Source organism: Paraburkholderia sp. J67, from assembly GCF_905220265.1.
Lineage (GTDB): Bacteria > Pseudomonadota > Gammaproteobacteria > Burkholderiales > Burkholderiaceae > Paraburkholderia.
The window spans coordinates 38326-56595 of the sequence record NZ_CAJMZK010000032.1 but is presented as its reverse complement, the minus strand read 5'-3'; the positions used below and the strand labels follow the sequence as shown (position 1 = coordinate 56595).

The following is an 18270-nucleotide window of genomic DNA, read 5'->3' as shown; positions in this document are numbered from 1 at the left end:
CCGTTCAATGCGCCGCTCAGCAAAGCCTCACATCACTGACTCGCCGCATCCACGAAACGCAACTTGCCCCACAGATTAGGCGTGAGTTCCGCCTCTCCTGGCAGGTCGCTGACCAGGCCGCCCGCCTTATTCGACCAGTACGCACGCTGCAAGGTCTGAAAGCCGTTGCCGCGCAACACGCCGATATCGCCCGCCAGCGTGCGTCCCGCCGTGGCGTTGAGGCCGAGCACGCCCAGCGGCACCGAGATCTTGTACAGCACGCTCGGCGCGTTCCCGCCCGCCTGACGTTCGATCGACACATCGACCTTGTCGCTCACCTCATCGACGCGATCGAAATGAAGCGTGCGCAGCGGCGAGCTATACGTGATTGGCGCAAGCCCGTCGGAGGGCGCCACCGGGCGATAGAGCATCGCCTTGGTCATATCGTGGACGCGCGAGACCACAAGTCGCTCGTCCCCCTGCACCGCGTTGCTGCGATTCGGGTCCGCGTCCGCATTCGCGCCCAGCATCAGGTCGATGCCGCCGCCCGTGGCGAACAGGTTCTGCAAGGCCTCGCCGCTGTTGTCGAGCAGCGTGGGCGAGTCGGTCGTCACGGCGATATAGAGCCGGTCGCTGAACACGGCGAGCGCGGCTTTCGTTTCGCTATCCTGATGACCCCAATCGCCCACCTGAATCGAGCGCGTATCGATCGTCGCCCATTGTGTCGCCGAATCGGGCCAGTTCTGCGCGCTCGCGTCAGCGTGCAAGGCGACGTCGAGCACGGTATTGCCCACGTTCGCACTCGCGATGCGGGCGGCGGATTCGCGCGCTTCGCGCTGCGCCTCCACGAGTTGTTCCGCGCTCACCGCGATCTGTTGATCGGGCAGCCGCCGCACGCCTTCAAGCCCGACGATACGCAGCAACGGCGCGGTCGACCCCGCCTGCATATACACGTTGCCGTCGTCGGCGCGCACGATGGTTGGATGGAAACACTCCGGCCCGAGGCTCACCGCCGAAAGGTCGATGCCGCGCGTTGCGTTCGGCGGCGGCGGCGCGGTGTCGAGTCGCGTGTCCTTGAAAAGCGTCGCGACGAACAGGCCGTCGGCCGTGAAGAGATAGACGCTGCCCTCGTTGCCGTTGATCGCCCAGAGCGACCCGGCATCCGAAGGTGCAGGCGCATCGAACGGATTGCCGAGCACGCGCGTCGTGCCGATCAATTCACCCGGCTTCCCGGGCACCGGCGCGGCATGCGAAGCGTGCAAGCCCGGCCACAAACTCGGATACGACCATGCCTCCCCGTTCGCGCGCACGCCCGCGATGCCTTGGGGTGCGAACGGCGCGGGCGGCGTCGTGAGGATGGTCCAGCCGTCGCGACTCACCAGCACCTGGCCGCCGCCCGTGCTCACGGGCGCCTGCACGTTGGTCGCCAGCGTCTTCGCATGCGCGAGGTCGTAGACGGGCACGCCGCGCGGCCCCAGCGAGATAGCGGGCACCATCACCGCCGCACTGCCCGCATAGGCAATCGCGAATGAAAGATCGTCCAGTACCGTCACGTTGCCGAGCATCGCCGCGTTGCCGCGCGCTTCGCCTTGCGGTTGCCAGAACGTCACTTCGTCGGGCGTGATGCGGCCGTCGCCATTCGTGTCGCGCCATAGAAACAGCAGCGCGCGATGCTGGGGATCGCTGCCCGGCGGCATGCGGGCGCGCATCGCATCGGTCGCGAATGCGGGCAGCGGTTTGCCCGCGCTGTCGAAGGTGCTGCCCGCCGCCGCCACCGCATGCGCCGCGCCATCCGCGCCCAGATGCCAGAGGATCGCGCTCGGCCTGCCGCTGACCTGGGCGCTGTGCGCATTCGTCAGGTAGCGTTCGCCGCCGCGATAGAGCGGATAGTCGGGCATCCCGCCCGTATCGCTGCCGTTCAGGCCGAGATCGTCGCGATCGGCGCGGTAATAGATTGCCTCGGGCACGCCCGTGCCCTTGCTCCAGTCGAGCTTGAACTCGATGCCGCCCGCCTCGTCGGCGTAGTAGAAGCGTGTGCGATCGCGCGGATCGAGCGTGCCGCCACCGCCGTAACGCGGCGGCCCATAAAAAGCGTTCACGAGTCGGCCGCTCGCGACGTCCCAGACACTCACGCGCTTGGGCGTCTTGTCGTTCTCGGCGACCCAAAGATGCCCGGTGCTATCGAGCGACATCCCTGCGGGATGATTCATATGCTGCGAATCGTAGCGCCCCACCGCAGGCGCGCCCGCGTGACCGATTGCACGCAACGGCTTGCCCGCAGCATCGAACACCTTCACCTGATGGCTCGCGCCCCAATCGCTCACGTAGATCGCGCCGTCTGGACCGACGCATAACGCTTGCGGATCATCGAGGCCCGTTGCAATCACGGCTTGCGGCGAAGACACATGCAGTTGCCCGCCGTCATCGAGATTCGCATCGAGCCGCACTAGACGCGTGCCCGACAACGCCAGCAAATGCCCTTGCACATCGAACGCAAGCCCGCGCGGGTCCGCGAGCGCTACGCGCTGCACCACGCGATGCCGCGCCGCATCGACGAATAGCAGTTGATTCAACGCGCGCAACGACACGACGACGAGCCCATCGTGCGCCGCCAGTCCGCTCACCGCCGCGTGACGCTCGGGATAGGGATCGTCCGGGGGCGGCTTCGGCGTGTCGGCCGATTCGTCGATACGATACGCGGGCGTCAAAACCGGCACGTCCTCGCCCGTACCCAGGCGCGCGTCGGCGGGGGCGCTGCGTTGTGCGCTTGCCGTCATGAGCGCGTTCAGGCGCAATTCGCTGTAGTGATCGCCGGGCTGGTCGCCGCGCCACGACGTGGCCGCATAGGCGTACACGCCTGGCACGGCATGCGGGCCGATATCGCGCGCGAGTTGCGTCGCGCCCGTCCAGACGCCGCCCAGCCACGTCTGCCCCCAGCGCTTGCGCCCCTGCGTATCCAGCCACGCAAGCCCACTGCCGCCTTCGGTCACGTAGCTGCCCACCAGCATCGCGCCGTCGGCGCCTGCGTGCGAGGTGCCCCTCACGCCGCCCGGTACGAACAACACCGCCGAAGGCGCGGCATGATTCGCGAGCCATTCGCTGCTGCGCTCAGCCGTCTTCCACGGCGGCCGCCCAGGATCGTAGGGGTTGAACTCGTAGAGCGCCTTCAGCGCTGGCCGCACGAGACCACGCACGCGATAGGTGCCCGGCGCGACGACCCGCCCAGGAATGCGATATTCGGCGTGTGCGGCGGCATCGGGATCGCGGCCCAGATCGTCGAGGCCGTCCCACCAGGCCGTGTTATCGCCCGCGGGAAAGGGTGTCTCGCTCACGAGGTTACGCACGCGCCGACCTTCCGTCGTTTCAATCACGAGCGTCACATAGCCGGGTTGCGCGAGCGAAAAATGAATCGCGATGGGCGTAGGGTCGCCCGCTGCGACACGTTTCGCGAAGGCGTTCTGCGCGTTCGCGACCTGTCCGTCCGATGCACGCGCGCTGGCCTCGGCGTTCGCCTCGCTTGCCGCACTCACCGCGTTCGCCGCCTGCACCACGGCCGCCGAGCGCATCATGTCGAGCGCGATCCACGCGCAGTAAGTGAGCGCAATCGCCGCGCAGATCGCCACGCTCCAGCGCGCGATGCGCCGGCGCGCCACCGTCTGTTCGCCGTATCGCGTGCGCCGCCGTTGCATCATTTGAAGAGCCGTTGATAGCGCGTGTTGTAATCGAGCTGATCGTAGCGACGTCCGATCGCGCGCGCCGGTACGCCCGCCACGATGGCATACGGCTCGACAGACGCGGTCACCACCGCGCCGGCCGCCACCACCGCGCCCTCGCCTATCGTCACGCCCGGCATGATGAGCGCGTTCAGCCCGATCCACGCGTAATCGCCGATCACTACGCCACGCTCGTAGCCCGCGAAGCTCGCGCTGTTTGGATCGTGCGAAGCCGTGAGGATGGTTGCGCGCGAACTGATCGACACGTTGCGCCCCAGTACGATGCCGCCGCGCGTATCCATGCGCGCCTCCTCGTTGATGACCGAGTTCTCGCCCATCGCGAAGCCGCGCCGCGCGTCGAACGTCACGCCCATGAGGATCGCCGAGCTTGGCGCGACGCTGAATCCCATCACGCTGCGATACCAGGCACGCCGTATGAAATGCGAGGGAAAGCGATTCGCGAGGAAGTTGTTGACGTAGAGAATCAGTTCGCTGATGACGGTTTTCATCCTTCCATCCTGCCGAAATGGAGTGCAGCCGAAGCCACATAAACGGCGATCGACACCACGGGACTGATCGACGAAAAAATCACGACGCGCGCGATCGAATCGATCGGCATGAAGGCGAGCAGCACCGCCTGGAACGCGAGCGTCACGACCACCTGAATCCACGAAGGCGTGATCCACGCGCGCGACATGTTGAGCGAGAAAAGCAGCGCCTCGATCACGTAGAGCGCCGCCGACCCCAGAATCAGCAGCAATTCGCCATGCAGTCCCGCATACTGCCCGCCCAGCACGGATAGCATCGTGCCCGGAAAAAGCCACGCCGCGCACAGAAAGACGGCGATCAAGACCAGAAACGCCGACACGGCGAGCACGTATTTGCGCAGCATGTCGGCCTTGTCTTTCAGCACCGCATAACGCGGCATGAGGATGCTGGCGAACAGCGATTGCGCGACCATCAGAAGCGCGGAAATACGCCCGAGCGCCCCCAGCTGCGCGACCTGCGTGGCGCTGCCGAAATAGCCGAGCAGCAGGACATTGAGCTGGCCTTGAATGCAGAAATAGATCGACGCGGGCGCCTGGCGGCGCGCGACTTTCGAGAACTCGGCGCGCGCGTCCTCCAGCGGGAAATGCGTGTCCTGATCGGCGATGTCGTAGCGGCGGCGAATCGCCCAGGCCTGCCAGGCAATCGCGACGAGCGCGGCGAAGAGCGCCGTGAGCGTATTGGCGCTAATGAGTAGCGCGGCCAACAGGACGAGGCGCAACGCCGCGCCCGAGATCGTGATCTGCTGTAGCGCCTTCAGGTTCTGTTCCAGCTTCGGCAACACCGAAAGCAGGCTGAAATTGAGCTGGAAAAACGTCACCGCCACAACGCAAACCATAATGGCTGCGGCTGCCGGCCATGAAGCCTGCGATTTGGTCAGCAGGAAGAAGCCCGCCCCAAAGACCACCGTGCCAAACAGCGCAAAGAACTTCGCGCGCGCCTCGTAGGCCACCGTGAAGAGACGATTGACCTTTGGCCGGTCGGGCCACAGCCGACCCGCGAGACTCATGAGCGCCGCGCTCACGCCCATGTCGCTCAGCACGCTGCCTGCGCCGAGCATGGTGATGGCGATCGTGTACCACGCGTACTCGTGCACCGTGAGCGCGCGCACGACCCAAATGCCGCCGATAAAATTGAGGCCCTGCACCACGGCCTCGCGCGAGAGAAACTTCGCGACGAAGACCGTCAGCCCGGCCGAGCCGCCCAGCGCACGCCGACGCGAAACGCGCGGTGTGGTTGCATCGTCTGACGCATAGCGCGAGTCGCCAGGCGTCTCACTGCGTGGAGTGCTCATCGTAGCCGTGTTTCCCGGAAAGGGTTTGGTTTGCAGACCGACGCTGCCTATAATCGTTGCGGTCGGCTTCGGATTCTTTTGCTCAACGCCTCACTCAATTCATTCGGACTACGATGAAACATTCGATTCCACTGATTGCGCTTGCTGCCACTGCCATGTTGACCGGCTCGGTGGCCTCCGCCGCAACGCCCAACGCCACCGCCTCGCCAGCGCTTGCGGCTTCGTCATCGAGTGGCAGCGGCCTTGCAACCGAAGATGCCTCACGCGCACAGGAGCAACAATTGCTGGGGCTGCCGCGCGTGCCTAAGGACACCAACCTGAGCGCACCGGCCGACGAGGCCTCGGCCACCACCACGCGCGTCTCGCTGCGTCGCCCGAGCGCTGCGCGCGTCGCATCGTCTAAAACGCGCTTCGAGGCATTTCCCAACCCCTACCCCAGTTCCATCTACCCCGCTGCGGCGAGCCACTCCGTCTACAAGAACCCCTGGTAGGCGCGGCCCATTCGAACGGAGCATCAGGCCGCTTTCGCCACCCGTCGCCGCACCGGCTGGCACGGGTGGCCGAAACACACCATGCCTTCGGGCATATCCGCAAACACGCTGCTGCGCGCGCCCACAATCGCGCCTTTACCGATCGTCACGCCCGGTCCCACGAAAACATCCGAGGCCACCCACGCTTCGTTAGCCACGCGGATATCGCGTGCACGAATCGGGAAATGCTCGACCGTCGCGTCATGATCGCCCGCGCACAAATAGCACCCTTGCGAGACCACCGCGTGATCGCCCACGACGATTTCGCCGAGGCTATAAAGCACGGCGTTGTCGCCGATCCACGCGTAATCGCCAATGCTCACTTTCCACGGATAAGTGATCGTCACCGAAGGTCGAATCACCGTGTGCTGCCCCACGCTCGCGCCGAAGCGGCGCAGCAGCCACGCGCGAAAACCATAGGCGAATTGCGGCGAGGGCTTGAAAAGCAGCGCCTGCGCAATCCACCAGCACTGCACGAACCATTTCGAGCGACCGCGAAAGCCGGCCGGCACGCTGAATTGCGAAAGATCCTGGTACATGGCGCGCTCCGCTCGCGTCAGGCGAAACGTTCAACGGCGTCGATCAGGCCGTGCGCCATCGCTTTCACCGTGAAATGCGTTTCATAGAGCGATTGCGCACGCGCCTTCATGCGCTCCTTGTCGCCGAGCTTCAGGCGCAGCCAGCGATCGAGACTGTGCTCCACGCCATCGACCGTGTCGTCGCTCACAAAACCCGCCTCGTTTTCCAGCACTTCGCGCCAGATGTTGACCTTGTTGGTGATAAGCACGGGCAACTGACAGGCCAGCGCTTCCGCAATCACAATGCCGAAGTTCTCCTGATGCGAGGGCAGCACGAATACATCGCTCGCATAGAACGCGGCCCACTTGTCGTTGCCTTCGAGCATGCCGGTCCACGTGATGCGTTCGCTCATGCCCAGCTCGCTCGCACGGGCGCGCAGACGCTCGCCAAGGTTGCCGCTCTCGGGACCGGCCACCACGAGATGCCAGTCGGGATGCGCCTGCGCGCGACGCGCAAAGGCTTCGATCAGCAGATCGCAGCCTTTCTTCGGATGAACGCGGCTCAGGAACAGCATGAGGCGCTTGCCGCGCAATTGCGGGTGCGCGGCAAAGAAGCCGTCGCGCAAGGATTCGCCCTGCGTGGGCGGGCTAGCGGTGCCGCATGGCACGACGTGTTCTTTCGCGCGGTAAAGCCAGAACGAATCGCGCGAGAGCAGGCGTTCCTCTTCGCTCGTGAACAGCACAGCGCAGGCGTCACGCAACAGGCGGTATTCGGACCACGGCCAGTAGAGCCACTTCTTCAGGTGCTTGATCGGATAAGTGCGCTTGAACCACGGGTCGAGCATGCCGTGCGTAAACACGAAATACGGCACGCGTGAGCGCCGTAGCGCGCGCCACGCGCCAAAGCTGTGGTATTGCCATAGACCGTTGACGATCACCGCGTCGTAACGCTGCGCGTTGGCGCGCAACCACGGCACGAGACGCGAGTTATAGCGATAGTGCCCGGCCGACGGCCCGAGCGCATGCACCGGCAGTGAGAACGCGGCGACATGCGGCTCGCCCGGATCGTCGAGCGAGAGGACATCGACGGTATGGCCCGCTGCGCAGAGGTAAGCGCCCGACTGGCGCACCGCCTCGACGGTGCCGCCAAGCTGGGGATTCGTCGAAGGCAGAATGTGCAATATCTTCATGCGTGGGTCCCTATGGATTCCTCATGAGTGACAACAGGCGTTGCCGTCAGGCCAACTGCGGCAATAAGCTTGCGAATCATCTCGTCCTGGCTAAAGCGTGCCGCGTTATCCAGCCCCATCAGCGTCATGCGCTCGAAGTTCGCCTGCGCCACCAGCTCCGCCGCGCGCGCCGAATCGGCGGGATCGAAATAGACGGCCGCCGCGCCCCCCACTTCGGGCAGCGGGTCGATGTCGGAAGCGAAGACCGGGCACCCGCATGCCTGCGCCTCGATCACGGGCCAGCCGAAGCCCTCGTTCAGCGAGGGAAAAATCATTGCTTGCGCGCCCGAATAAAGCGCCACCAGCAACGTATGCGAAGCGTCCTCCAGCGTCTGCACGCGCGCGCCGAAACCACCCGTTGCGATCACTTCGCGCATCGCGGCGTCGGGCGGCGGCCCGACGAACACGAGTTGCGTGTCGGCAAAGCGCGGCATGCGCAGCAGTTGCGCGAAGATGCGCGCGACCGCGATACGGTTCTTGCGCGGGTGATCGGAGCCCACATGCAGCAGGTAGGGGCGCGTGCCGAGCGCTTCATGCCCGTTTGCCTTGAGCGTCGCGCGCCAGGCGGGATCGGGATGGAACGCACTGTGCAAGGCGTTGAGCACCACCGACGTGCGCCCCGCGAGATCCTCACGCAGTTCGAGCAAATGCGTGCGCGTGAGATCCGACACGCAAACGACGTGTTGCGCGCGCACGATGCCGTGAAAGTTCAGCGCCTGAAGAACCTTGCCCGTGAAGCCCGTATGCCAGCCCTCGACGAGCCCGCGCGCGGCCTGAATCGCGATCACGTCATGGCAGGTCACGCTGCTGCGTTCGCGCGGCAGCCAGAACAGATACATGCCGTTCGAGTGATCGCATACGTGCGTGCGGTCGAAACGCCGCGCGGCGCGCGCGAGCCATAGCGGATAGAGCACGAACTTGTCGATATAGCCGATCCATTTCGCGAGCCCGGACATCGAATAGCCCCCGCGCAGCAGCATCGCGCGCGGCGCCGTGAACTCCACGTCCACGCCCGCCTTGCGCAGGCCGCTCAGCAGCATCTGCGCATAGGCCTGCATGCTTTTCTGGCCATCGGCGGGATAGTTGCCAACCAGCAGCAGTTTCATGAGCGCGCTCCCCAGTTCAGCAACGGCTCGTCGATGGGCGATGCCGCCGGCAACTCGCGCGTCGAACACAAGGCGAGACCCAGCGCGATATAGCCGAATGCGTTCGCACTCACCTGACCGCTCACGGGCCATGACGACATGCCGTACGCCGTGGTCGCCCACATCAGGAGCGGCAAGGTCTCGCTGCAACGCACGAGCCGCACGAGGCTACGCGACAGGCCCACGCCGAAGATCAGGCATTTCACGAGCAGCCAGGCGAAACCCACGACACCCATTTCCAGCAATACGCGCGCGGGCTCCGATTCCGCCAGCTCGAACGCGTTCTCGCCGGTCAGCAGCACCGAGCCAGCATTGGTACCCGCGCCCAGCCCGTGCCCGACGAAGGTCATCTCCTTGCGCGCGGCAGGCTCCCCGAGCAGTTCGGTTTCGATGCGGCCCATCACGTCTTCATCGGCGGCCGCGGTCTGGAAGCGCTCCTGGGTGGCAACCAGCGCATCGCTGAACAACCCGAGCGTGATCGCAATCGCGAGCACGGCGAGTGCCGTTCGCGCGATCGACTGCATCAGCGCCTTGCCCGTTTTTGCCGCGCCGAAGCCCGCGAGCGTTTGCAGCGCGAGCAGCGCGCCGAAGAACATGATCGAGGCGCGCGACCCGCTCACGAGCGTCGAGATCGACACGGCGATAAAGGCCACCACCGCGAACCCGGCGCGCCGATACAGACGCACGCCGTTCCATACCGAGCTGATCGCGAGCGGCGAGACCACGGCGATAAAGCACGCAAAGCCCAGCGTGAACGTGAAGGTGCCGGTCACCCGCACGATGTCGGCGCTGACGAGGAAGATGGCGTCTTCGTCGGTATCGGGCTGCACATTGAGCGGCGACGATGGCGGCAGGAAGTGCTGAAGCACCACGAGCGGCGTCATCGCCACGCCGAGCGCGATCACGAGGCGAATCACGCGCACGACTTCCACGCTGGTGAGCGTGCAGGCCATCGCCAGCGCGAACCAGAAATACAGCAGCCAGAAGCGCAGACCAAGCAGGAACAACACGATGGGCCCTTGCAGCACGACGATCTGGAACAGTCCCCAGCCCGCCACCACGAAAGTCCACGCGAGCAGGCATTGCGTGGCGAACGGCATCGCCGCAAAACGTCCCCGCAGTGCGCTGCGCGCGACCAGCACGAAGGCGGCCGCGTCGCGGCACAGCAGCAAGGGACTCGTGAGTCCGGGCGCGAACCATTTACGCACCGCGCCTTCGAACACGGCCACAAGGATCACGATCAGCACGAGCAGGAAATCGAAGCGCAGCGGCTCGCGTTCGACAGGCATCGTGGAGGACGCAGGCAATCGCATCGGCTACTCCAGCGTTTCGGCAATCAGGTCCGCGACCCGCGAGCGATACGCGTGCCACGTGAAATAGTGCGACGCGGCCAGTGCGTGCGCCGACGCCTCGCGTATCGAGCGGCGATCGGCCACTTTCTCGCGCATCGACTGGTAGATCGCTTCTTCGGTCGGCTCCACGATCCAGCCGCTGTCGGGAAAGCGCGTGATGACTTCGCGCGCGCCCGTCATCGTCGAGACGATCGCGGGCGTGCCCGTGGCCATCGCTTCCACCACCACCATGCCGAAGGCGTCGAAGCGCGACGGCAGCAACAGGCAATCGGCCTGCGCAAACAAGGCGTAAAGCTCGCGCTGCGGCACGCCCGCGAGGCACCGCACATGGGGCACCTGCTTCGCGCGCGTGAGCCACTGCGGCTCTTCGCTACCGCCCACGAGCGTGAGGTCGGCGCAATGGCCTTCGGCATTCAGGCGCGCGAACGCGTCGAGAATCAGGTCGATCGATTTGCGCGAGGAGAGCGTGCCCGCGAAGATGAATTGCACCGGCCGCGCTGTATCGGCACGCCGCGCCACGCCCGCTGGCAACTCCGCGCCCAGCAGCACCGAGCGCACCTTGTGCGCCTCCACGCCCGCACGCAGATAGGAATCGCGCGCCATGTCGGAGCAGGTGATGACGAGATCGGCGAGTCGCACTTCCTCGTCCTTGCGACGATTGATCTCGTCGATATAGCCGTTCGACGGCACCTCGATCAAACGCTTCGCGTCCTCGTGATGCAGCGAAGGCGCGTCGAGAATGCAGGTCGCGCCCACCTCGCGCGCGGCCTTGAAGGTATGCCACGCCGAATTCTCGTAGCCCACCACCGCTGCGGGCTTCAGGGCTCGCACCTGCTGCGCCACCCACCAGTCGAACCAGTGGAACACGCGGTGCGCGTAGTCGTGGCGCGTGGGCGCGGTGCGCGCGAGCGAACGCGCGCGCAACAACATCTGCCACCACACAGGATGGCGACGCAGTGCCCGTGGCACTTCGGTGCCACGCATTTTCTTGCGCAATGGCGCGGGCATATACGACGGGCCCTTGTCTTCCATGCCGCGTAGCGGCACGCCCGACCAGAAGGTTTGCAGCATGCCGCGCTCGTAGAGTCCCCACGCGAGCTGATGCGAATGCTGCAAGCCCGGATGAAAGACCGCGACGGTCTTGCCGCCTCGCGCGCCGCGTATCGAAGCACCGTTCATGACGTGATCTCCACGATCTTTTCGATGAGTTGAGCACTGCGCGCGTGCTCGGAGAACACACGCGCACCGATCGCCGCCGAGGTCGCGTCGAGCGTCTCGCCTGCTTCGCGAAACGCGTTGCGCGTGAGAAAGTGGTCCACGGGCAGCGGATAGTGCGTGGGCACCGGGTAGTTGCCGACGCCATCGAATATCGACACGGGCGCCACGCCGTGGCAGGCGTAGGCCGCGTAGACGCCCGACTTCGACGCCTGGCCCCAGGGGGTGTTGAAGAAGCCCCACTTCGCGCGCATCAGCAGTTGCGAGATGGCCTCGGAGGGCAGCGGCCCGGTCGCTTCGAATGGCCAGGGTTTGAGCGCCTGCGCCACGTTGTCGAGCCACGCGCCGCCGCTGCCCACGTCGATCACCCGCTCGACATGGCCACGCCCCAGCTGCTCCGCGAGCGCGGGCAGCGCCTCGCGATAAATCTCCTCACGCGTGCGCGCCGAGCCGAACACCACGGCCACGTCTTCGCGCTCGCGCCACGCGCTCACCGCGTCGGGTTCGCCCACGTTCGAAAACGTGGGTGCGTAGATCGCGCGTTCGCCCATACGCTCGACGCCCCACGTATAGGCCCAGTCCGTGTTGAAGAATGCGTAGTCCGCCTGTTCCGCGATGCGCTCGCAGATGCGCCGCTGCATCGGTGCGAGCCAGTAGGCGCTCGACAGTCCGCGCGCGACCAGGACCCAGAGTTCGTGAAAATAGACGACCACCTTCACCCCACGCGCGCGCGCCACATCGACGAAAGCCGGCAGCCAGAGCGGCACGCCCTTGCGGCTGAAACCATAGATCGACAGTTGCAGGATCCACACATCGCCGGGCACGACCGGCACCGTGCGCGCGGCCGCGCGGTTGGGCACCGCATAGCGTTGCGCCTCGCACTGACGCTCGCGCAACAGCCGCACGAGCACGCCCGAATGATCGGACACGCCGCAACCGTGTTCCTTGATCTCGGGTTGAACGATGCGAAAGCTGGTCATGTTGACGGATTCCTCGCGTTCAGATCGATGGTGGTCAGGCGTTGGCGAATCCACGCACCGGCGCCGCTGCGGGTTGCGCGCCCACGAAAGCCGCATAGGCGCGCGCGAGGCCGTCGCCCAGCGCCACCGTCGGCTGCCAGCCCAGCGCACGCAGGCGCGCGCTATTCATGAGCTTGCGCGGCGTGCCGTCGGGCATCGAGGCATCGAACTCGACCTCGCCTTCGTAATCGACCACGCCCGCGATGGTCTGCGCGAGCTCGGCAATCGTGACATCGCTGCCGAAGCCGACGTTGATATGGCTTTGCATCGGCGAGGTGCACTGTTCGTACACCGTACGATCCATTTCCATCACATAGACGCTCGCGGCGGCCATGTCGTCCACGTAGAGGAATTCGCGGCGCGGGCGGCCCGAGCCCCACACACGCACCGCGCGGTCGCCATTGCTGCGCGCTTCGTGAAAGCGGCGAATCAACGCTGGCACGACATGGCTCGTCTGCGTGCTGTAGTTGTCGCCGGGACCGTAGAGATTGGTCGGCATCACGCTGCGGTAGTGCGTGCCGTGCGAGGCGCCGAACTGCCGGTTATAGCTCTCGCACAGCTTGATGCCCGCGATCTTGGCGATCGCGTACGGTTCGTTGGTCGGCTCCAGCTTGCCGCTCAACAGTGCGTCTTCGTCGATGGGCTGCTCCGCGAACTTCGGGTAGATGCAACTCGAACCGAGAAACAGCAGACGTTGCACGCCCGCGCGCCAGGCCTCGTGGATCACGTTCGCCTCGATCATCAGGTTCTGGTAGATGAAGTCGGCGGGATAGTGGTCGTTGGCGTAGATGCCGCCCACTTTCGCCGCGGCGAGATACACCTCGTCGATCGATTCGTCGCGAAAGAACGCACGCACGGCCTCCTGGCTCGTGAGATCGAGTTCCGCGTGCGTACGGATGACGAGTTCGATGTCGGGCCGCAGCGCCAGGATGCGCACGATGGCCGCGCCCACCATGCCGCGATGGCCCGCTACGTAGACGCGCTTGCGTTTGTTCTGCATGATCCGCTCCTTTCCGTGGCACTCATTCGTGATAGTCGTAAGCGACATAGCCGTGCTCCTTCACGAGTTCATCGCGCGCGGCCAGTTCGTAATCCGCCCAGACCATCTCCTTCACCAGTTGCGCGAAGGTCGTGGTCGGCTCCCAACCCAGCTTCTGCCGCGCCTTGCTGGGGTCGCCCAGCAGCGTTTCCACTTCGGTGGGACGGTAGTAACGCGGATCGACACGCACGATCACATCGCCGGGCTTCACATGCTTGCCGTCGCGCACGCTCGCCACGGTGCCGACTTCTTCGGTGTCGGCGCCACTCCACGCGATCTCGATGCCCAACTCCTTCGCAGCGGCATCGACGAACTCGCGCACGCGATACTGCACACCCGTGGCGATCACGAAGTCTTCGGGCTTCTCCTGTTGCAGCATCAGCCACTGCATGTACACATAGTCGCGGGCGTGGCCCCAGTCGCGCTTTGCGTCCAGATTGCCGAGATAAAGCGTCTTTTGCAGCCCCAGCTTGATACGGGCGATAGCGCGCGTGATCTTGCGCGTGACGAAGGTCTCGCCGCGATTCGGGCTTTCGTGATTGAAGAGAATGCCGTTGCACGCATACATGCCGTACGCCTCGCGGTAATTCACCGTGATCCAGTAGGCGTAGAGCTTCGCCACGGCGTAGGGGCTGCGCGGATAGAACGGCGTGCGCTCCGTCTGCGGAATCTCCTGCACGAGGCCGTAGAGTTCGGATGTCGAGGCCTGATAGAAACGCGTTTCCTTAGTCATGCCAAGGATGCGGATCGCTTCCAGAATGCGCAGCGGGCCTACACCATCGGCGTTCGCCGTATATTCCGGTTCCTCGAACGATACCGCCACGTGGCTCTGCGCCGCGAGGTTATAGATCTCCGTGGGCCGCACCGACTGGATGAGGCGAATCAGGTTGGTCGAATCGGTCAGGTCGCCGTGATGCAGGATGAAATTGCGGCCCTTCTGATGCGGGTCCTGATACAGATGGTCGATGCGATCGGTATTGAACAGCGAGGCGCGGCGCTTCACGCCGTGGACCTCGTAACCCTTGTCGAGCAGCAGCTCGGCGAGATAGGAACCGTCCTGCCCCGTGATGCCCGTGACCAGTGCAACCTTGCGTTCCATGATGACGCTCTCCAGTGTGCGCGCACGTCCCGTGCGGTTTGATTCGTGTTGTCGCTGCGTTGTCGTTGCTCGTCAGTGCAGCTCCACGGCATCCGCCGTGTAAGTGGGAAAATTCGAGCCGTAGCCGAACGGGCCGCGCGGCACGTCGGTGAGCACCACGCCCTTCACGGCAATCCCGCCGTGGCGCAACCGTCGCACGGTCTCGCCAATGCCAGAGAGCGCATCGCGGCCATGCCGCACCACCAGCAGCGTCGCGCCCGCGCGGCGCGCGATCAGCGCGGCGTCGGTCACGGCGAGCACCGGCGGCGTGTCGATCAACACCACGTCGTAGCGTGCGGACAGCTCGTCGAGCAGCGACCGGAAGCGCTCGCTCATCAGCAGCTCGGAAGGATTGGGCGGCACCGTGCCTTGCGGCAGCGCGTCCAGCCCCGGCAGCACGTTGCGCACCACGGCGCTGTCCAGATCAGCGCCCGCGATCACATCGGAGAGGCCCGGCCGGCGACGGATATTGAGGTACTCGTGAATGTCGCCGCGCCGCATATCGCCGTCGATGATGATGGTGCGCTTGCCACCCAGCGCGAGCACCGTCGCGAAGTTCACCGAGACAAAGGACTTGCCCACCTTGTTGCGAGGCCCCGTGATCGCGACGATGTTGTTGCTGGCCGCCAGCAGTCCGAACTGCATCGCCGTGCGCAGATTGCGGATGCCTTCGACGGCGACGTCGTGCGAAGCGCAGCCCGCGAGCACGTGCTGGGCGCGGATGCCGCGCTTCATCGCTTCGTAGATCTTCAGTTGCGCATTGCTGCGCGGCACGACCGCGTAAACCGGTACGCCGATCACGCTCTCGATTTCCTTGGAATGCTCCACGCCGCCGAACACCATCTTGCGGCACAACGCGATGCCCACGCCCACGAGCACGCCCAGCAGCGCCGAGAACACGAGAATCACCGGGCGATTCGGGCGCACCGGATATTCGGCCGGCGAGGCATGATCGACCACGCGCACGCTGCCCACCTGTCCGGCCTTCACCACGCGCAACTGCTGCGCGCTATTGAGCAGGTTGGTGTAAAGCTGCGTGTCCACGCGCACATCCCGCATCAGACGCAGTGCGTTCTGCTCGGTGTCGGGCATCTTGCCCACCCGTGCGGTGAGATCGGCCATGTGCTGGTTCAGCGTGCTCATCTGCGCGTCGAGCGCGGCCACGGCGGGATGTTTGGGCGTGAAGCGCTGGATCATCTCGTCGCGCTGCTGCTGGAGGTCCATGAGTTTGGTCTTGTCGTCCACCACCTGTTGCAGCAGCAGACGGCTTTCCTCGCTCAGATCGACCGAGCCGTTTTCGTTACGAAAGCGGTTGTATTTCTCCTCGGCGTCATCCAGTTCCGCGCGCAGTTGCGGCAACTGCTGCTCGAGAAATGCGAGCGTATGCTCGGCTTCGCCGGAACGGCTGTCCACGTTCTGCTTCACGTACTGCTCGGTGATCGTGTTGAGGATCAGCGCCGTGCGCGCAGCGTCGTTGCCATGCAGGCTCACGCCGATCATGCCCGATTGCTTGGCGCGCTCCGCCACCGTGAGATGGCTTTGCAGCTCGCCCGTGGCATGTTCGAGCGACACCTTCGACACGCCGAATTGCGTGCCTGGCCGCGCCACCAGCGTGTCGAGACGCACCGACACCGTGCCGCCCTCGAACGCCGCCGTTGCGGTCGTGCCCGCACGTCCATTGAGCACCAGTTGGCCGCCCTTGGTCACAAGGCTATAGTCGTCGCCGCCCTGCGCAACCAGCACAACGCCTTCGCGCGCAAGACGCGGCGGCAGATCGAGTGCGCTGATGGCCACCTCTTCGCCGCCCCAGGCGTACTGCGCGAGCCCAAAGCGCGGCGGCGCGAGTTCGCCCGGCGGCACACGGCGCGCGAGCGCCGCGCCGATCAGCGGGAAATAATGCGGCTGCACGTCGATATCCAGATGCAGGCGCGAAACCGCCTGGCCCACCACGAGATCCGAGCGCAGCAGTTCGATTTCGGCAGCGGCGGAGCCGCCTTTATCGAAGATCGAGGCCAGTTCGCCCAGCGAGTCGCGGTCTTTCGACGACAGCTCGTTATCGAGGATCTGGATCAGCGATTGCGCTTCATAGACGGGCGTGGCTACGAAGGCATAGAAGCCGCCGAGCAGCAAGGCGAGCACCATCATGGCGAGAATCAGACGCCAGCTTTCGGCGATGCGCGAGAACCACATCGACAACGGCACGTCCAGGGGCGCGGCGAGCGGCTGCGTCTCTACCGGCGCCACGGCGCTCAGGTGCTCGGCAGCGGGCTCTCGTACGAGGCGAGGAGTAGGTGCGTTCATTTCGTCAACACCGCTGCGGTAAGTCCTGCGTTAATGGCCGGCAGAAGAAGGTTCAGCACGCGCGAGAGGCGTACGAGCCCATTGCTGTCGATATAGACGACATCGTTCGATTGGAGCTGGAACTGGTTGGCGAGGATCATCGATACGGGCGAACGGGCGTCGAGGTGATAGACCTGCGGCTCGGTGCCTTCGGCGCCACGGATAACGTAGAGTTGCTGCGGATCGGCGGTATTGGCATTGACGCTGCCAGCCTGTGAGATCGCGTCGCTGAGCATCAGTTTGCCGTTGCGCAGGGGGACGGCGGTGACCGGCTTCGACACTTCGCCCATCACATAGACGCCGTTTTCATCGCGCGCCACCACACGCAGCAGATCGCCGGAACGCAGGCGAATGCTGGCCGGGTTTTCGCCGCGCGAGAGCATCGCCGTGAAATCGAGCCGATACGATTTGCCGTCGCGCACCAGCACCACCTGGCTCTGATCCGCGTTCTTCGTGAAGCCACCCGAGAGCGAAATCGCCTGGTAGAGCGTCATGGGCACGTCGTTGATCGCGAGCGATCCCGGCGTCTGCACCTCGCCATCCACGTAGATCTGCTTCGAACGATACGAGACGATGCGCACCGTGACTTGCGGCTTGTTATAGACCTCGGCGAGCCGGTCGTGCACGAGCCGCTGCACGTCCTCGATGTGCATGCCGGCCACGTGCTCGCGGCCAACGTAGGGAAACTGTAGATAGCCATCCTGATCAATGACAAAGCCCGGCGCGGGATCGGCGGAGCGCTGTGCGGAAACGCTATTCGCCTGGCCGCTTTGCGCGGCGATCAGTTCGGGGTGGTCCCATACGGTGATATCGAGCACGTCGCCGGGCCCGAGCGTGTAGCGCCCCGGCGGGCTCGCAGATTCGAGCATGGCCCACGTATTGTCGGGCGCAGCGGCCGCGCGCAATTGCTGGATCACCCGCAGGTTGATCTCCGTGATGGGGATCTGGGTCTGCGCGGTACTGCTGTCCGTGCCGTCTCCCGTCGGCAAGGTGGCGGGTTCCGACATGCGCATGCCCGGCGCGGACGAACAGCCCGTCAGCCCGCTGACCAGCGCAAGGATAGCGATGAACGCCGCGAGTCCGCCGCGGCCCGGGCGGCAAGACTCTGTTGTGCGGCGCGCCTGCTCGCGCATCGCGCTGCGTGCTCTACGGCGCGCTTGCTCGACGGCGGCAACGATGAAAATGTGCAGCATCTGGATGAACACGATCATTC

The 18270-nt window shown here is 65.1% G+C and carries 14 protein-coding genes; 1 reads left to right on the top strand and 13 read right to left on the bottom strand.

The genetic code is table 11. The features are described 5' to 3' along the window. Positions 1-32: 32 nt before the first annotated feature. From U5782_RS35360 to U5782_RS35350, 3 genes are read right to left on the bottom strand one after another with little or no spacing between them, the layout of a single operon-like run. Positions 33-3671, bottom strand: coding sequence for a hypothetical protein (locus U5782_RS35360; protein ID WP_322048495.1), 3639 nt, complete (start codon positions 3669-3671; stop codon positions 33-35). Next, complete coding sequence (locus U5782_RS35355; RefSeq protein ID WP_322048494.1) at positions 3668-4201, bottom strand: acyltransferase; 534 nt, start codon at positions 4199-4201, stop codon at positions 3668-3670. Before U5782_RS35355 ends, U5782_RS35360 begins: the two co-directional genes overlap by 4 nt. Continuing rightward, positions 4198-5532, bottom strand: a complete 1335-nt coding sequence (locus U5782_RS35350) for a lipopolysaccharide biosynthesis protein (RefSeq protein ID WP_322048493.1) — start codon at positions 5530-5532, stop codon at positions 4198-4200. Before U5782_RS35350 ends, U5782_RS35355 begins: the two co-directional genes overlap by 4 nt. 113 nt (positions 5533-5645) lie before the next feature. Between U5782_RS35350 and U5782_RS35345 the strand changes: the two genes are divergently transcribed. Further along, positions 5646-6023 carry a hypothetical protein gene (locus U5782_RS35345; RefSeq protein WP_322048492.1) on the top strand — a complete coding sequence of 126 codons (378 nt, stop codon included), beginning with the start codon at positions 5646-5648 and terminating at the stop codon, positions 6021-6023. Positions 6024-6046: 23 nt separating this feature from the next. Here the strand turns inward: U5782_RS35345 and U5782_RS35340 are convergent, their stop codons facing one another. From U5782_RS35340 to U5782_RS35295, 10 genes are all read right to left on the bottom strand, one after another. Continuing rightward, positions 6047-6601, bottom strand: coding sequence for a putative colanic acid biosynthesis acetyltransferase (locus U5782_RS35340; RefSeq protein ID WP_322048491.1), 555 nt, complete (start codon positions 6599-6601; stop codon positions 6047-6049). Positions 6602-6618: 17 nt separating this feature from the next. Then, positions 6619-7770 (bottom strand): glycosyltransferase, encoded by a 1152-nt coding sequence (locus U5782_RS35335; RefSeq protein WP_322048490.1) that lies wholly within the window; start codon positions 7768-7770, stop codon positions 6619-6621. Further along, positions 7767-8915: a glycosyltransferase family 1 protein gene (locus U5782_RS35330; RefSeq protein WP_322048489.1), complete on the bottom strand. Its 1149-nt coding sequence runs from the start codon at positions 8913-8915 to the stop codon at positions 7767-7769. The genes U5782_RS35335 and U5782_RS35330 overlap by 4 nt, the downstream gene beginning before the upstream one ends. Continuing rightward, positions 8912-10267, bottom strand: a complete 1356-nt coding sequence (locus U5782_RS35325) for a hypothetical protein (RefSeq protein WP_322048488.1) — start codon at positions 10265-10267, stop codon at positions 8912-8914. The genes U5782_RS35330 and U5782_RS35325 overlap by 4 nt, the downstream gene beginning before the upstream one ends. A gap of 3 nt (positions 10268-10270) precedes the next feature. Then, positions 10271-11485: a glycosyltransferase family 4 protein gene (locus U5782_RS35320; protein ID WP_322048487.1), complete on the bottom strand. Its 1215-nt coding sequence runs from the start codon at positions 11483-11485 to the stop codon at positions 10271-10273. Then, a complete protein-coding gene (locus U5782_RS35315) occupies positions 11482-12501 on the bottom strand; it encodes a hypothetical protein (RefSeq protein ID WP_322048486.1) in 1020 nt (339 codons plus the stop codon). Before U5782_RS35315 ends, U5782_RS35320 begins: the two co-directional genes overlap by 4 nt. A gap of 34 nt (positions 12502-12535) precedes the next feature. Beyond that, positions 12536-13540: a GDP-L-fucose synthase gene (locus U5782_RS35310; RefSeq protein WP_322048485.1), complete on the bottom strand. Its 1005-nt coding sequence runs from the start codon at positions 13538-13540 to the stop codon at positions 12536-12538. A gap of 22 nt (positions 13541-13562) precedes the next feature. Next, positions 13563-14678, bottom strand: a complete 1116-nt coding sequence (gene gmd / locus U5782_RS35305; protein WP_322048484.1) for a GDP-mannose 4,6-dehydratase — start codon at positions 14676-14678, stop codon at positions 13563-13565. A 72-nt stretch (positions 14679-14750) separates the two neighbouring features. After that, positions 14751-17018 carry a polysaccharide biosynthesis tyrosine autokinase gene (locus tag U5782_RS35300; protein WP_322048483.1) on the bottom strand — a complete coding sequence of 756 codons (2268 nt, stop codon included), beginning with the start codon at positions 17016-17018 and terminating at the stop codon, positions 14751-14753. Then, positions 17015-18268: a polysaccharide biosynthesis/export family protein gene (locus U5782_RS35295; RefSeq protein ID WP_322048482.1), complete on the bottom strand. Its 1254-nt coding sequence runs from the start codon at positions 18266-18268 to the stop codon at positions 17015-17017. Before U5782_RS35295 ends, U5782_RS35300 begins: the two co-directional genes overlap by 4 nt. Positions 18269-18270: the final 2 nt, after the last annotated feature.

What these genes read in the sequence shown, in the direction of transcription:
- U5782_RS35315 (WP_322048486.1), bottom strand. Translation starts at nt 12,501, where the DNA reads ATGACCAGCTTTCGCATCGTTCAACCCGAGATCAAGGAACACGGTTGC.
- U5782_RS35300 (WP_322048483.1), bottom strand. Translation starts at nt 17,018, where the DNA reads ATGAACGCACCTACTCCTCGCCTCGTACGAGAGCCCGCTGCCGAGCAC.
- U5782_RS35345 (WP_322048492.1), top strand. Translation starts at nt 5,646, where the DNA reads ATGAAACATTCGATTCCACTGATTGCGCTTGCTGCCACTGCCATGTTG.
- U5782_RS35350 (WP_322048493.1), bottom strand. Translation starts at nt 5,532, where the DNA reads ATGAGCACTCCACGCAGTGAGACGCCTGGCGACTCGCGCTATGCGTCA.
- U5782_RS35320 (WP_322048487.1), bottom strand. Translation starts at nt 11,485, where the DNA reads ATGAACGGTGCTTCGATACGCGGCGCGCGAGGCGGCAAGACCGTCGCG.
- U5782_RS35340 (WP_322048491.1), bottom strand. Translation starts at nt 6,601, where the DNA reads ATGTACCAGGATCTTTCGCAATTCAGCGTGCCGGCCGGCTTTCGCGGT.
- U5782_RS35360 (WP_322048495.1), bottom strand. Translation starts at nt 3,671, where the DNA reads ATGATGCAACGGCGGCGCACGCGATACGGCGAACAGACGGTGGCGCGC.
- U5782_RS35310 (WP_322048485.1), bottom strand. Translation starts at nt 13,540, where the DNA reads ATGCAGAACAAACGCAAGCGCGTCTACGTAGCGGGCCATCGCGGCATG.
- U5782_RS35335 (WP_322048490.1), bottom strand. Translation starts at nt 7,770, where the DNA reads ATGAAGATATTGCACATTCTGCCTTCGACGAATCCCCAGCTTGGCGGC.
- U5782_RS35355 (WP_322048494.1), bottom strand. Translation starts at nt 4,201, where the DNA reads ATGAAAACCGTCATCAGCGAACTGATTCTCTACGTCAACAACTTCCTC.
- U5782_RS35295 (WP_322048482.1), bottom strand. Translation starts at nt 18,268, where the DNA reads ATGATCGTGTTCATCCAGATGCTGCACATTTTCATCGTTGCCGCCGTC.
- U5782_RS35325 (WP_322048488.1), bottom strand. Translation starts at nt 10,267, where the DNA reads ATGCGATTGCCTGCGTCCTCCACGATGCCTGTCGAACGCGAGCCGCTG.
- U5782_RS35330 (WP_322048489.1), bottom strand. Translation starts at nt 8,915, where the DNA reads ATGAAACTGCTGCTGGTTGGCAACTATCCCGCCGATGGCCAGAAAAGC.
- gmd (WP_322048484.1), bottom strand. Translation starts at nt 14,678, where the DNA reads ATGGAACGCAAGGTTGCACTGGTCACGGGCATCACGGGGCAGGACGGT.